This window comes from Alistipes onderdonkii (genome assembly GCF_025145285.1).
Lineage (GTDB): Bacteria > Bacteroidota > Bacteroidia > Bacteroidales > Rikenellaceae > Alistipes > Alistipes onderdonkii.
This window is the reverse complement of sequence record NZ_CP102251.1, coordinates 3,465,369-3,481,443: the sequence shown is the minus strand read 5'-3', so window position 1 is coordinate 3,481,443 and position 16,075 is coordinate 3,465,369. Positions and strand designations below refer to the sequence as shown.

Here is a 16,075-nt window from a genome sequence, read left to right as displayed (position 1 = left end):
AATCCATACGTATCCTCCCGGGCCCGAGTTCCCGGTTAGGCCTGCTCTTCCCGCCGGTCATGGCGGTAAATCTGATACGAGTTCACGAAGTTCTGCCACAAATTATATATTGGAAAATATACAATATTGATTATCAATATATTATACTATTATCACACAGCATTGAGTAACAAAATAGTAACAAAAGCTACGATGAAATAGAATATTATTTTTCTGAATCATCCCCAATATTTTTCGTAAAACTAATATCTTGGACTCGTTGATATATTGCTCGTTGAATAATTACTTGTTTTGAATAATCGAGATTTTTTAAGGCTATCAGATGCATAAATTGAAATAAACCAAGCGTAACAAAGAGACGGGCAATCAATTCATCTGCATATGATGACGAAATTATATTTGTTCGCTCAAAATCAATTACAATCTTTTGTGGCTTCGTTTCCAAAATGTTCATAATATCATTAAACACCTTCCTTGCTGCTGGTCGGGTTCCTGTTCCCTCTGATTCTTCATCTATTTTATAAATATAAACATCATTATCGTCAGACATCTCTTCCAATCTGAGATTTACCAAATCCACTTTTACTCCATTAAAAACAAGAGCATCTCCAAGATTATGTTCAAGAGTATAGTCTAATTGAAAATCTATTATTGTAGATTTATGTTCAGATGAAAGATATTGTTTATTTTGCAAACACAATTCATCACCATTAAGATATTGATAGCTTGCCTGTCCAGATGTTACATTCATTATTCCGTTTGCCAATTTCACGACAGAATGTAATCCAAATAAGCCATTGCCCTTTCCTGCGCCACTCGTAATACCCTCTCTTAATGCTAACGTAATAGCATCCAATTCACTATTAGGCCGATGAGACGATCCCTTAAACGAATTATATATACCCTGCCCTGAATCAAATATTGTAAAAGCAATATAATGTCGTGACCTATGAACTTGCCCCATGAAATAACCAAATTCATTGTTTGAGTGGATAAGAACATTATCCATCACTTCTCCTAATACATAATCGAGAGTTTCTATTACATCTTTTCCAAAGTGCTCTTCTTTACTTAGTTCGGTAATAATCTTCCTTTGCAATTTATATAAATGCTCTGAACTAAATTTCCACACATAATTAAAAACGGGATAATTTGATAGGTTAGCCTCAGTTATTTCTAATGGATTTAAGATATTTTGAGCAATATTTCTTGGATATAAACCCTTAACTTTAAATTCATAACCTTGCTCCATTAAAGTATCAATAATCCCAGTAATAAGGGGCTACTACATTAGGGAAACGTGCTTTACAGTTTTTAAACTGTAAGATAATTGAATTATATCCACGATTATAGCATCCATCTCGTATGACATAAATAAATTCATCCACAGTTGACGGATTTTCCAAGCTTTTAATTGTGACAATATCGTTATCTCGACGCACTAACATAAGCTATGCTTTTTAAGATATAACACACAGAAAAATAATTTAACTATTGCACATATCACAGATTTTCTGGTATATTTCAAGGAATTCATCATGCTCTCCATCCGGACAAAATGTTTTTCTTAAATCTTCATATGTTAAGTTGCGAAAATGTTTTGCACAGACCTTTAGTCCTCCTAAAGGAATATGAAACCTATGGTTTTTACAAATATTTTTCACATCATCCCATTCTCCGAATTCTATTTCTATTGGTGTAGTTAGTCTCCTAAAATAGTCAGGATGTATGTAACACTCTATTTCACGTCTTGCTGTTACCCCACTATTACTCTCATCATATCCCAATTCTCTCAATTTCCTTAAATTGGGCGAATCCATTTCTGCACTTTCTTTATCAGAATCCAACAAAATATAATATGGTTTATTAAGTTTTCGGATAATCTGCAAATCAGCCCAATGCTTAATAGCCCCACAACCTCCAATAGGTATCAAAAGAACCCCTAATTCCTCAAACGTTGAATTAATCGCGTTATGAGCCTTATATTCACGAGCAATGGTATTGAATGCGATAACATCATCTATACCTTCAAGTAGAAATAGCCCTTTGGCTCCTTCAAATACTTTTAAAAGAGCACTATTGTGTTTAATGCCTAACTCATTTATGATTTGGGCAATGTCTATATGAGGAATTTGTCTAACAACATAATTATCTTCTACTCGCTGAATGAAAATAATTTCCTCAATATTACTTTCAGCTACAATATTAGGGGAATGTGTCGTTACCAATATTTGGTAGCCGTTATCTTTCATCCCAATCAATTTGAAATATAGTTGGTGCTGTGTTTCGGGATGTAAAAAAGTTTCAGGTTCTTCAAACCCAAATATCATATCCCGCTCAGAGTGTTTTTCTTCGGCTAACATCTCAAAATAAGACATCATTGTAATCCGTCTAAAACCATCCCCTCTGGATGTTAAGGGAATATTGGCCCCATCTTTTTTACAGCGGAATGATGTAGATATTAATTTCGACCAATCAAAATCCACTTGAGCTTCAACCTGTTCATTCTCTGGAACTACTTGATTGATTTTTTCCGTAATTCTGGAAAACTTTCGTTAGTGCCTTATACAAAGGACTTTGGGAGAATTACCCATTTTTGAGGTAATGACTTGGCAACTGTGCAATCTGCTGCGTTCTACCTTGAATTGCTTACAAGGAACTCTTATTTTGTTGCAAAGATACGAATTTTACTTATATATAAAAAGCACTGTACTATTTATTATGTCCCTTAGATAGTACAGCACTTGAATATTTGTCTAATTTCTTTTGATATAGAAAAAATGTTTTAAAGGCTATTCTTTGTGATAAGAAACCATATCTCCCTTATCATTTCGATACATCTCTATATAATCCAAACAACTTGGCTTTAATGCGCCATTAAAGTGGAAAACAAATGTTCTTCTTCCATCATTTGATTCACAACGTAGAGTTGATTCATCTTGTTTTGTTACACGTCCTACAACAAGAGGATTGTATGGTGGTATCATAAATTCAAACGTGCCCTTGCTAAATTTGTAGTAGATGTCTCGTTGGGTTGGACTATCTATAGTTTTTTCTCCATTTCTCCATAAACAGTTTCTTGGTGAACTAAAGTGATTATAATCTTGCCCTGAACCGATTTTATGTGCTCTTATAAAATAGCTCTTCACATAACTACCATAATCAGAACACATTTGAATATTCATTTTATAACCATTAATACCATAATCCCGTTCTTCTACTCCATAGTGTCCTTCTCCATATTTTACCATGTATGAAAACACCTTATCAGCAACATTGAAGTTTCTTGATGGGATCTTATCAATAAGACCTTCCGAGAAGTAATCTAATTCAAAGTCAATCTGATAAGAACCTTTCAGATAAAGATATGCTGCAAGATAAATAGCTTCTGCTTCAAGGTCTTTTGTATTAAGAGGCATGTGTTTTTTCAGGTCTGTTACACTTTCCTTTACATATTGTTCTATAGGGTCCATAGATGGAGCTTCTGATTGCAGAACTGACTTTATCGTAGATTCAGACTTACAATTGTTTACACTTGAAGATGATTGTGAACTCACATTTTTATCTTCCTTTTTACCGAATAAAAATTCAAAAAAATCCATGTTATTTGTATGATTTAAAGTTTAACACTCTTTTTCTTGTTTCTTTGTAATTGTACCTACATTCATATTGTAATATCTTAAATAAAGATTCAATATTACGACTTGTTAATTTGCCATCCTCCGCACAGATTCCTGTATAAAACAACAAAGCTATTGATTTTGCCTGCTCGTGTTTTGCTGATACAATTTCATTATATGTTTTTTCTTCAATATCAACATATCCTCCCGTATCATTAGGTTTAATAGATGCGTGTTGATAATAGGTAAGTGATTTCATATTATACTTCCATCCCGAAGATATTGATATTTGGGTTGCTAATTCATTACAATAATGCGCATAGTACATATCAGAAATGTACAACAAGTCAGGATTGATATTTATTGGAATTATATACCTTGCCATAGAATCCATAGCAATAGATGCCCTATTTACATAAGCTTCCTGTTGAAAGATTTCATCATTTGTTGTACAGGCTAATTTTGTCAAATATAGATAATCATATGAATAAATCTTTCTATATAGTTCCATATGGTTTTTAGGGCACATCAATAGTAATAATCTAAAAGTATTTGCTGCCCCAGCTAATCCATAATCACTATTCCAATATCGATTCGGGAACATTGCAAGTTGATTTATACTTCGATAAAGATAATTTAGCCCTTCTTCGAACTTTTGCCCATACATATACATACCTGCTATATCAGCAAGTATATATGGATGCTCTGTATCTTTAAATTCAAATATGATAGAATTTAATACAAAAGTAGGAATTTCATATAATGCTAATGAAATTCCCCTTGTACGCCAAGGAGAATTTAAATCTTTGAATTTAGGCTTGTCATTTTGTGCATTTTGAACTTTGAGGACATAATTATCCACAAACGAATCATCTATGCACAAACTTCTATCAATCATAGTAATTTCAGACATTTCATAATTCTTACATTTATTGTGTAGATACAGTCCCAACTCTTTAAGTAAAGATATGATATACTCATTGTGTATTTTATTCACATAAAAATCAAACATCATAGGAAAGAGCCAATTGCCCTTTTTCTCTTGAAAACAAATGGGATGTTCATGTGCAAATTGACTGAACGATTTTGGGTCAGCAGACTCAATTTTCTCAAGGAGAGTTTTGATGTAATAATTATCTTCCATACAAAAAACTTAATTATCAATGTTATGATAGATTTTCTCCCTGTAATGTTATCAACCGCTTCTTAACAGTCCCGTTCTTACAGGATTTTACTATAGAAATTATGACTTCATCCATACGTGGCACTTCCAATTTTCTGTATTCATTTGTATCATCACAGAAAACCACAAGATACATCTTTTCGATAATTATGTCATAATTTCTTTCGAGAATATAGCGATATAGGTTCTGTTGAATACAATAATGCCAATATGGCGTATCCTCAATTTGATTGAGTTCACCTAACCCTTTCTCGCCATAGTTGTTTACCGCAATCGGTTTACCCCAAAAATCGACAATGCGATGACTACGTTTCCAATCATATATGTCAAAAACATCTCCACGTTTATGTATCATATCTATTGTACCAGCAATTTTTAGTTCGTCATCATATATAGCCCATTCTGTTCTAAACGGTTTAAATTTGTGGTTTTCGAGAAACTCTATGAATTGCATATATTCAAGTTCAAGAGAAATTTGTTCTTCTATGTGAACATATTTTCCGTCATATTTGAAAGAGAATTCTTGTTGATATGGAAGTCCCTTATAATAGTTTTCTATTTGTTGGTGCATAAAAGTTCCGACATCACGTGAACACGCACCTTTTGAATCCCATTCTTCAAGAATCTGTCCTTGTGATATATTTCGTTGATTAGCTTTATATTCTGACCAATAGTATGAATCAAATGGCTTAAAGAAACAAGATATCACACTGCTGACAGGAATAAATTGTTCCTGTCCATCATATAGATAAATATGTTCTTGTGGATAGAATTGAATATGAACGTCTTTTTCGCAAAAAACAGGTTCTCCTATTTTATAGTTTACTTTTCTATTTGAAGAAAACACCAATGGTTTCATTCTCTTGGCACAAACCCTTTCTTTTTCCGTTTGTGTTATGTCTGCAATTTCAAGTTTCTCATTGTCAACAATACCAAATTCATGGTTCAAGTATTTCTCGCGAGTATTTTCACTTGCCATAACTTTGGCTTCGATTTCTGTCCATCGTTCAATTTCCTTTGGAGTAGAACATGAGAGAAAATCGATTGGTAAAACCATAGAGGGTTGTATATAATGAAGAACTTGTGCTATAAAAGCCGCACATCCCTTAGGATTGGAAAAAACTTGATATTCAGTAAAACGAATAACAATCCATCCGATATTATTCAGAAGTGCATCACGAAAATCATCTCCACATCCTATATAATGTATAGGTTTTCGTGTAAATGCAGCATATGGTTCGTCTATTTCAATGTCTATTCTTATAGATGGGTGCTTTTTGCATATAATCGCTATATCTGGTTCAAAAGGCCTGTTATCTTCTACAGGAAGTATATTGCAATCACCGAGTATAAGTAAATCACATCCCCTGAAAGTATCTTGTAGATAATTTTGGAATTTAGCTTCACTGAACCCTCTTCTTGCTATAGCTTTTCTTCTGTATGGAAAAACAATACAGCCATCTTCAGGATATTTAGTTACTGGATATTTCCAGTTACTCTTATCTTGGACAACTGATGGCATCAAATAATCAACATATTGAACATCAAAATCATCAACCACTCCAACAGCATAATCACTTTCTATTTTTTTCTCTGTTTTGCAAATGACATCTATCAATTCTTTATCTACGCTTTTAGACAAAGCAAAATCTTTAACCTTCTTGACTTTTTCTTTTGCCGTCTCAATATCAGCAGACTTTAATGCATTAGAAATAGAATTGATTTCATCTTTTATTTGTTTTTGTTGCTGCACTTCTATGTTCTTTTTATCAATGAGTTTTTGCATCTCTTCCCGAGAAAACTCTTTCATTAAAGAAATATAAACAATACAGGGCTTTTGATGCTTAAATTTCTGTATTACAGATTCGCATCTTTTTACAAACAAGTCTTGTGTTGTTACTCCATCAATAATAACAACATAGTTTGAAGATAATTCATCTATATGATGGAGAGCACATGATTGAAATCCAAGTACAGCCAAATCAAGAGTTAAAAACTGAACTTGAAGATTTTCATCGAATTCAGCCCCATATGCGATTACTTGCACAGGGACACCCAATGATTTTATAAAGTTACTAATCTCTATGTTGATATAAGAAGGGGTATTTATTTTTCCCTCCTTATATTTATCTATATTAATGTTATTCTCTTGCGTCTGTTTAAAATGAGTGTAATCTAAATCGGTTGCAGTGCAAAAACTTGAAAAAAAGAATTGCCATATGCGATATTCTCCTTGTATGATATTTCCTTTATAGTCGGTTTTTTGAAAATTCATGTTATAAAAATAGCAACCAGAATGTGGCGTTGTAGATTTTTTGCTACGACATAACTTACTAAAAGCTATTTGTGCCTTTTCCCATTCTTCGGTACTTAAAAACTCTTTTTGCCGCCTATCGAAATCTATTATTTCCGTAATATTACTTATTATTATTGATTTGTTTGCAGAAGGATGTTCTTTTTGCCAACAAGTAAGTCCATCTGAATAGTTGGCTTTAATCATATTATATTCAGTTGATACCTGCTTTTCTCGTTGTATTCTTTCCAATTCGAGCTTTTCTCTCTTTTCCCATTCAACTTTAGGAAATGAGAGGAATTTATTTATATCTTGTTTTGTAAGATTGTTTTCAGACTGGAATATTCGTAATTCTTTTCGAAAGAAAGAGTATGCATTAGGATATATATCTTTTTGATGCTTAAATTTCTTTATTAAACGCTTGGTTGATAAATTTGATATAAATATAAAAGCTATAAGAATGGCTATTAAAATTCCTATAATTATGCATACGACTTTAAAACCTTGAGTAAGTCCCCAAGTTATAAGTGCTAGTAGGGCATATCCAATACAACCCCATTTTTTTTCTGAATCCATAATTCTTACTTATAAATATATAAAGCGTGAACTGCACAGCCACGTCTTTATTTGGAGGTCGTAGGAAACCTTGCATACAGATGTAGTAATAGCAGCCCACGCTATAGCGTGAGAACCACTATGCCATCTGAGTATGCAATTTGAAAATTTCCTACGTTTCCAAATACTTGATGCGCATAACGCTTCTTTCTTATCTAATATGTTTTGGAAAGAGTTACCTCAATCCGATACAAAGGTAAGAAAAATCCGTGATCTGCCATTCAAACATCACGGATTTTTTTGATTTACAGTTTCATACTCCTATTCTGTCTTGGTTTCGGTATTCCGATAGCTTCTCTAAACTCATTCATTTTCTTTCTGAACCAGTTCACGTGTGAAACCCCGTCTATCTTGAAATCGAATCTACCGTTTTCGTCCTGTCTGATGGAACAGACGGAGTGTCGGGTATCAAAACTTCGGTTAAATTCGGAAGAATAGAGTTCGCCTTTTATCCCGACCTCCTTGAACTCGCACAGTCTTCTGATTATTCCGTCATTGAACCCCAATCGGTCACGCAGGAAGTTTATTACAGGCATCAGCTTCTCCACATACGGGAAATAGCGTCTGACAAAATCCGTAAACTCCGACAGTTTGCGGTGCTGTTGCTCGTAAGCGTTTCTTATCTCCTGTATCTGTTCGGCTTGTTGCCGTTCCCGTTGTCGGGCTTCGTCTTCAAGTTCAAGGATGCGGTCTTGCAAGTCCTCGTTCCTGCGTTCCAACGATTTCATTCTTCCACTTCCGAAAAGAGAACCCACACTGCTTGCAAGGGCGGTTGCCGTATCGGTGGCTGCGCTTTTGAGCTTGTCGGTGCGGATTTCCGCTTTTACCTGTTTCAGTTCCTCCTGCGCCTCGGCTTTCTTCTCCTGTAACAGTCTGGTTTCGGTTTCAAGGGTTTCATTTTTCTTTTTCAAGTCCCGATAATACTGCATGGTGGTAGTGTGCCGTGCTTCCGAGCCCCGTACCCCACGTTGCAATCCGTATTTCGTCATCACCCTTGCGTAATTGTCGTGGTAGGCAATCAGGGTCTGGCGGTTGAACAGGTCATCGGCACACAAACGGACGGAATTTGTTTTCTTGCGGTACTTGCGCTTACCGTCCGTCTGTTCTTTCTTGGCTTTGCGCCTTTCACCCGTCACGATAGGAACAACGGCTGCGTGGATGTGCGGAGTCTTCTCGTCCATGTGCAGATGGGCGGCAACCACATTGTCTTTGCCGAATGTGGCTTGCAGCCATTGGATGCTGTCGTTGCACCATTCGTCGAGCTTTCCTTTTTCCTGTATGTTCATCATGTCCTCGTGCGTACCCGACAAAACCACCCGGACAACGCGGACTTGGTCGTGCGTGATTTTCCGTCTGATGCCTGCCGTGTTCAGCCTGTGGGCAATCGCTTCATCCCTGCCGTGAACGCCATCAGGGTATTCGACAAGCACCCTGTTCAGATGTGTTCTTGTCGGGTCTGCGTTTTTAGGTATTATCTTTCTCTCTATATGGTCGGACTGCGTGGTGTCCGATGTACCCTTTGCCTTCTTAATGTCCAATGAAAAATATCCCATATCATTACTGTTTTTGCGGTTATCGTTATGTTTCTTCTCTCTGCCTGTGGCATCGGCTCACAGGGTTTATTATGCAAATGAACCATTGCAGCACTCGGCATAATCCAAACGAGTTTGGCTTCTGCTCTCGTTTGCACAGGGTTTCCAAAGGGATTTCCCTTTGGCTCGATAGGGTGTTTTTAGCGTTACGGAGTAATGCGTGAAGAAAACGCCCTATTGAGCTATGGTATTTCTGTCTAAATACCTTGGGAGAGCGGACGTGCATATTACAGATGAAATCCCCCTTTCTTTTTCGGTGGCTGCATCATCCGCCTTGCGGATTGGACTTGCTTCTTCTCCTTTATCGGCTCTGCCGATTGGGACAAGGGCTTACCGCACAGGTAGTCGTTCAAGTCCTTATAATCACGATAGTACATTGACTTGTCAAGCATCCGTTCCCCGAACTTCTCTTTCAGCTTCTTGCAGGTGCTCCGTCCAGCCGTGTCGTTGTCAAGGAAACAGCCGATTTGGGTGTAGGTTTCCAATAAGCTTTCCGCTTTCGCAAGATTGGAAACGGAGTTCAGTATGACATAGTCCTGTGTGTCCAATCGCGGGTGTTGCGGATTGTTTCTTACTCGGATGGTAAGGAATGAGAGGTAATCCATGAACCCCTCGAACAGGTAACACATACATCGTTGTCCGTCCTGCTGTCGGATATGAGTGATGTCTTTCGGGGCGACACATCCCTTGAAGTATCTGTTGCGCACTTCATATCCTCCTGCCATGTTCGGAAAGCCGATGGCAAAATAGGGTTTGTCGGCATTCATAAACCGAAGCTCCCTGCATTCTCTTTTGGCAAGTCCGATGTTTATTCCCCTTTCTTGCAGATAGGCTATAAGAGCAGGAGAGGACAACTCACCAACCCTTAATCCCTGATAAGGCTGATTGTCGGAATGCTGTCTGCCAAAAGAGAACGATGCAGGGCGGATGTATGCTGTCTGCTCCTCTATGCGTTTCAGCAGATAGGCTACATCTTCCGAACGGTAGAGTTCCGCTGCCAATGCAATGATATTACCGCCTTTGCCGATGCCGAAGTCGTACCATTTTTCAAGCTCGGTGTTTACCTTGAACGATGCGTCCGTTTCTTCCCGTAACGGTGATTTGTACCACAGGTTCCTGCCTTGTTGCTTTACAGGCGTATAGCCCAGACTTTGCAGATAGTCTGCCAGTTTGATTTGCTTTACATCTTGGATTGTCATATTACATATGGTTTTGAAGTTGATGAAAATTTGTTGATTTGATGAATTGTCAATGTAATATATTTATATACAGCCTCGTAACCTCTCAACATCTTCTCAACAAACCACTCGCCAAAAGAAAAATCAACAAACGGGTGTCTGTGGTCTCTCAACTTCTCTTTTGGCTTGTTGAGATTTTGTTGAGAATGTATATCGTTTATTGTCAGTGTATTTATACCCATATTCAACAATTCAACAGAAAAATGATAATATTACAGGGATTCAAGTTGCTCCCTTGTGACGGTGTAGAAGCGTCCCACTCTCCTTATCGGCTCATACCGACACTCCCGATTGCAGTTGAACTGGTAGGTGGTATAAGTCAGTCCGTTTGGCGCAGGGGTCAGTTTCCAACATTCCTGCAACACTTTTCGGACTTGGTGTTTCTCCACCTTTACCTGTGAGTGTACCAGCAAAAGAAGAATGTCGCTGTAACAGAAAGAGAATGTATCCGTGCCGACACTGTCCATGATGTCAAGGACAAGTTCGTGCATCTCTATCTCCAATCGGTTGCGGTTGCTGCGGATAATCTTCTGCAAGGCTTCTGTATGCAGCAATGTGGGGTTGAACCACATCCGGCTTTCCTTATCGGTGGATAGCTGTCTGTATTGCAGGAAATGGAGAAAGGCGGGTATCTCCGCTTTCAGTTTTTGCAGGAAGTCGGTGTCATCGGACTGCAAGCGGTCTATCTTGCGCACCCAATAGCGTGTTTCCCCTGCATCTATGATTACGGGCAGATACTCGTTGTTGGAGCACAGCACGAATTTGGCGAAGAATGCAATCTCGTCACGGTCTTTGCCTTTGGCTTCCACCTTGTAGGATAAGGTAGTGCTGAGGTTTTTCAACCGTTCGCTGTCCTCCCTGCGGTTGAGCAACACCTCATCCACCACGATAAGGAGCTTACCCGCCCAATCGGAATTGAACTGGCTGCGGAAATCCTCGTTGGTGTTGAAAGTCACATTGTTCTGAAAAAGGGCTTTCAGAAAGTTCAGGAAGGTGCTTTTGCCCGTGTTGCGTTCTTCCGACACCAACAGCAGGATAGGCAACTTCTGAATCGGTTGCAGGTAGAGCAGTTGCAGATAGTCCATCCCCAACTCGTATTGTTCCCCGAAGATGTGATGCAGCAATGAACGGATAGAGGGGAAATCCCCTTGTCGGGGTACATGGTCTATCGGTTCGTAGAGGTTAAGGAATTTGCCGACCACGGAACGGTAGCCGATGTGTTCGGGTACTGTGCAGAAGCCGTCATACTTGGGAACGCTGCCGATGTAATCCTTGCCGTAATCCTGTCGCAGGGTCTCGTTGTTCCATGCGATGCGTTTCTTCACATACCCTCCGTTCAGTCTCGGTTGCTCCACAATCTTGTAGAGCATTGTCCCGACACGGATAAATTCTTCCTTTGCCATGCCGCCATCCGATGGCGGTCTGTGGCTGTCCTGTTGTTCGATAGCTGACATAATCAAATGGTTTTAAGTTTGAAAATTACCAGCTGTAAAAATATAATCAATTATCGGATAGGTTGTTATGCAAAACACAGCAGAATGGTGACAAATAGCCCCCGAAACAAAAACTTTCAATGGTTTGAGGCAGGAAACGGGTTGTGCAAACGGAAAAACTCCCGAAAAGCGAATGTCGGATTACGCTTTTCGGGAGAAAAAGTCAGAGCGTCTGTCGTTCTGTCGTACTGACTTAATGAATTACTGACTTACCGAGTGAATAATGTCAGGCATGCAGCTACGAGAAGTATTCGGATTTGGATATACCGTTGGTATTCAGCGAGAAGAAGATGCTTGTTTTCTCTTTTCGCAGGTACAGTCTTTCAAGAACGGCATTACGTACCTGTTCCGCTCTGAATGTGCCGATATGGAAAGCGAGGGCGACTATCGCTTCAAGGTTGTAAACCTCCATACTGCAATTATCGGATACCCGTATGCTTCGCCTTATCCCATATTCCCTTAAAACTCCGCTCTTGCAAAGAGCCTTCAGTCCTGCACGGAATGTCGGGGCGGTTACTCCGAACAGGTCGCAAAGTTCCCATTCGCTCATGGCGGTTGCGCCTATATCGGTCGGCAAGGTGATGTTACCATTGCCGTCCGTTGTGATGATGCTTCGCTTCATGGCTATGCTTGGTTATGGGGTTACACTTCCGAACGATGCGTTCAGTTTGTTGCCGAACATCGACAGGTCATTGTCAAGTTTCTGTGTGGTTATCTTCGCATAGATTTGAGTCGTGACAATGTTCGTGTGTCCCAGAACACGGCTCACGCTTTCAATGGGCATCCCCTTGCTAAGAGCCAGTGTTCCAAATGTATGACGTCCGCAGTGGTAGGAGATTTGCTTCTCTATTCCGCATTCCGCCATTACCTTTTTCAGTTGTTTGCACATCGTCCAATAGTTGATTTTCCCGAAAACCAGCCTGTCTTCCGACAGATACTTGTACCGTTCGATTATCTGCAAGGGAATATCCAGCAGCTTCACTTGGAACGGGACATTTGTCTTGTGCCGTTTCGACAATATCCATTTCTCACCGTTCACCTCCACTATTTCGTCCGTTGTGAGTTCTTTCATATCCACGAAAGACAAGGCGGTGAAGCAGGCGAAAATGAACAGGTCTCGCACCAATGCGAGGGTGGGGTTGTCAAACTCGTGCGCCATGATTCTTTTGATTTCGTCCTCTGTCAGATATTCCCGTTCCTTAACATTCGGGCTGATATGGAACTGCGCAAACGGATTTCTCGGTATCAGTCCGTTATAGTGCGCACGCATGACCACGCCTTTCAGCCACATGCAGTTCAGCCAGATGGTGGCGTTTTTCAGTCCCCGTTCAGCCGTAAGATAAGCCGCAAACTCCTTGATGAAGTCGGGCGTAAGTTCCAGCATGGACATGTCCGTCCGTCTGTAGAATGACTTGATAAAGGCTGCGACATAGTTCCTTGCCCTTACCATGACCTTATATGTGCCGATGCTGCGGTCTTTGCCGACACGTTTCAGGAAGTTGGCGCAATCCTTGTCAAAAGCCTTTATCAGTGTCTCATACTCGCTTCCGACCCCTTGGTAGGCATTGCGCACCATTTCAGCCGTTACGTATGCCTCTCGGTCGGATATGCGCTGATAGTGCTTGATGATTTGCGCCTTGATGTTGTCCAATGCCAGATTGACGTTCCGTGCTTCGGCACTCTTGCCTTTGGCTCGGTTGCCTTTCGCATCCCAAAGGGTTTTCGGGATGGTCTGCTTGCAACTGAACTGCGCCACAGTACCGTTGATTGTCACTCGTCCCATGATGGGGACAATACCGTCTTTCTCCTTGCTGCCGTTCACGTAGAACAGCACTTTGAATGTACTTCTTGCCATACTCGTTTTTTTTGTTTGCAAAGTTAAATATCAACGAGTTAGACCTTGATACGCAAATCGGTGACAAACGGTGCAATAGCATCTCTCATATGTTAAATCTTACTCTTTTACGGGTAATGATTTGCAAACCATTCTTCTTCTTAAATCCGCTTTTCTTTGCGTTTTCCGATTTTTCGGCTTGTCATCATTTGACATCGTAACAACTCTGATATTAAGTCGTTTAGCGTCATTTCTCCCGTTTTTCGAGGTTATTCCAGAGATTTTCAGTAATTTTGCTTAATGCCGTTTCAATATGATCTTTAATTGAATCTTCCACTTGATCCGTCTGGATTTCGGATTTCAATAAGTTATAAGCCAATTCCTTAAAATAAACTTTCAAGAGATTAGCAGGACAACGCAACGAATGGCTTAAGGTGCTGGTTTATAATCAATAGCGCATTGATTTGCGTTATACAGAAATTCGTTCGAAGCGGTTTTACGGCCTATTGCTGAATAAGAATCGTTACCAGATCATTACGCGGTACTTGCTTTGAATTTTGTTTGTAACGCATTCTTTTACTGCTACTTGCGTTATTCTTCATCTTGACAAACGGCCCGACAGACATTAATTTTGTAACCAAAAATCGGGTTTATTATGCGAAGCACGTTTCGGGTCTTATTTTACGTGAAGAAAGGCAGCGCCCGCCCCAACGGCGATCTGCCTTTGATGTGCCGTCTTACAGTAGATGGCGAGGTCAAACAATTCAGTTGCAAAATGGACGTTCCTCCGCGTTTATGGGATGTCAAGAACGGCCGGGCGACGGGCAAGAGCGTCGAGGCCATGCAAATCAATCTTGCCGTCGATAAAATCCGCGTCGAGGTGAACCGCCGCTATCAGGAGTTGATGCAGTCGGACGGCTATGTCACGGCCGCCAAACTGCGGGATGCCTACCTCGGTATCGGAGTAAAGCAGGAAACGCTGTTGAAACTCTTCGAACAGCACAATGTCGAATACCGGAAAAAGGTAGGTTTCAGTCGTGAGATCGCCACGTGGAAAAAGTACTGCTGCGTGTGTAAGCGCGTGCGGGAGTTCCTCGCCCATACCTACCACCGGGAGGACATCCCGCTGAAAGAACTGAACCTTACCTTTATCAACGATTTCGAGTATTTCCTGCGCACGGAGAAGAAATGCCGCACAAATACCGTGTGGGGCTACATGATCGTCTTGAAACATATCGTCGCCATTGCCCGCAACGACGGGCGCCTGCCGTTCAACCCGTTTTCGGGCTATATCAACTCTCCCGAAAGCGTGGACAGGGGTTATCTCTCGCAAGAGGAGATCAAGGCCGTGATGAACTATAAAACGGCCAACAAGGCGCATGCCCGCATCCGCGATCTGTTCGTCTTCTCCATCTTCACGGGGCTGGCTTATGCCGACGTGAAAGGGCTGACCACGGACAACCTTCAAACTATGTTCGACGGTAACCTGTGGATCATCACGCGACGTAAGAAAACCAATACCGAAAGCCGTATCCGCCTGCTGGATATTCCCAAACGCATCATCGAGAAATACGCGGATCAGCGGCTCGACAACCATGTCTTTTATATGCCGTGCAACTGCCATTGCAACGACATCCTGCGCGAGATCGGCAAGCAATGCGGCATTAAAAACAAACTGACCTTCCACCTCGCGCGGCATACCTTCGCCACAACCATCACGCTCTCGCAGGGTATGCCTATCGAAACCGTCAGCCGCCTGTTGGGGCATACGAACATCAAGACCACCCAAATCTACGCGAAGATCACCAATGAAAAGATAAGCCGCGACATGTCGGCGCTCACCGAACGCCTCGGCGACAAATACCGTCTGGCGGAGTAACAGCCCTTCCGCCCTTGTGCGCCCTTCGGGATTTACGGAGGATCCCTCCGGGCGCACAGGGGCACGGGCTTCCGGGCCGTCGGTTCGCTTTCATCGGCTTCCCCTGCTGACGGACATGACGGCGGCACCGTCGCCCACCCATCGGCCGCTTCGCGCCCGCGCCTTTTTACAAAAGGCATAGCCTATTAGGGCATTTTCTTTCCGCATTGCTCCGCAACGCTGAAAATGCCCCAATAGGCCAAAGGGGCGGCGCCCCTCTGGACACCCCTTGCGGCGGCAACTCCGCAAGCCGGACGGCCGGGACAACTCCGAATCCTTATCCGCTTCG

General features: G+C 40.8%; 11 protein-coding genes. 1 reads left to right on the top strand and 10 read right to left on the bottom strand.

All coding sequences use genetic code 11. The annotated features are described in order from the left end of the window. Positions 1-205: 205 nt before the first annotated feature. From NQ559_RS14405 to NQ559_RS14360, 10 genes are all read right to left on the bottom strand, one after another. Positions 206-1,252: an STAS-like domain-containing protein gene (locus NQ559_RS14405; RefSeq protein ID WP_083923903.1), complete on the bottom strand. Its 1,047-nt coding sequence runs from the start codon at positions 1,250-1,252 to the stop codon at positions 206-208. Between the two features lie 235 nt (positions 1,253-1,487). Next, entirely contained in the window at positions 1,488-2,528 is a 1,041-nt protein-coding gene (locus NQ559_RS14400) for an ATP-dependent nuclease (RefSeq protein WP_259805249.1), read from the bottom strand. 264 nt (positions 2,529-2,792) lie between these two features. Then, the gene (locus NQ559_RS14395) at positions 2,793-3,602 is read right to left on the bottom strand and encodes a hypothetical protein (RefSeq protein ID WP_117678478.1); all 810 of its coding nucleotides are present in this window, start codon (positions 3,600-3,602) and stop codon (positions 2,793-2,795) included. Between the two features lies 1 nt (position 3,603). Beyond that, positions 3,604-4,764 carry a hypothetical protein gene (locus NQ559_RS14390; RefSeq protein ID WP_018697426.1) on the bottom strand — a complete coding sequence of 387 codons (1,161 nt, stop codon included), beginning with the start codon at positions 4,762-4,764 and terminating at the stop codon, positions 3,604-3,606. A gap of 22 nt (positions 4,765-4,786) precedes the next feature. Next, complete coding sequence (locus NQ559_RS14385) at positions 4,787-7,672, bottom strand: putative endonuclease domain-containing protein (protein WP_117678479.1); 2,886 nt, start codon at positions 7,670-7,672, stop codon at positions 4,787-4,789. A 284-nt stretch (positions 7,673-7,956) separates the two neighbouring features. Continuing rightward, a complete protein-coding gene (gene mobV, locus NQ559_RS14380) occupies positions 7,957-9,264 on the bottom strand; it encodes a MobV family relaxase (RefSeq protein ID WP_018697421.1) in 1,308 nt (435 codons plus the stop codon). A gap of 266 nt (positions 9,265-9,530) precedes the next feature. Further along, positions 9,531-10,502, bottom strand: a complete 972-nt coding sequence (locus NQ559_RS14375) for a DUF8464 domain-containing protein (RefSeq protein ID WP_018697420.1) — start codon at positions 10,500-10,502, stop codon at positions 9,531-9,533. 251 nt (positions 10,503-10,753) lie between these two features. Further along, positions 10,754-11,995, bottom strand: coding sequence for a primase-helicase family protein (locus NQ559_RS14370; RefSeq protein WP_026318661.1), 1,242 nt, complete (start codon positions 11,993-11,995; stop codon positions 10,754-10,756). A 277-nt stretch (positions 11,996-12,272) separates the two neighbouring features. Beyond that, a complete protein-coding gene (locus NQ559_RS14365) occupies positions 12,273-12,656 on the bottom strand; it encodes a hypothetical protein (protein WP_018697418.1) in 384 nt (127 codons plus the stop codon). A 12-nt stretch (positions 12,657-12,668) separates the two neighbouring features. After that, on the bottom strand, positions 12,669-13,889 hold the full coding sequence (locus tag NQ559_RS14360; RefSeq protein ID WP_018697417.1) for a site-specific integrase: 1,221 nt from the start codon (positions 13,887-13,889) through the stop codon (positions 12,669-12,671). 634 nt (positions 13,890-14,523) lie between these two features. Here NQ559_RS14360 and NQ559_RS14355 point away from each other — a divergent pair. Next, the gene (locus tag NQ559_RS14355; RefSeq protein ID WP_026318660.1) at positions 14,524-15,747 is read left to right on the top strand and encodes a site-specific integrase; all 1,224 of its coding nucleotides are present in this window, start codon (positions 14,524-14,526) and stop codon (positions 15,745-15,747) included. The last annotated feature ends 328 nt before the right edge of the window (positions 15,748-16,075 follow it).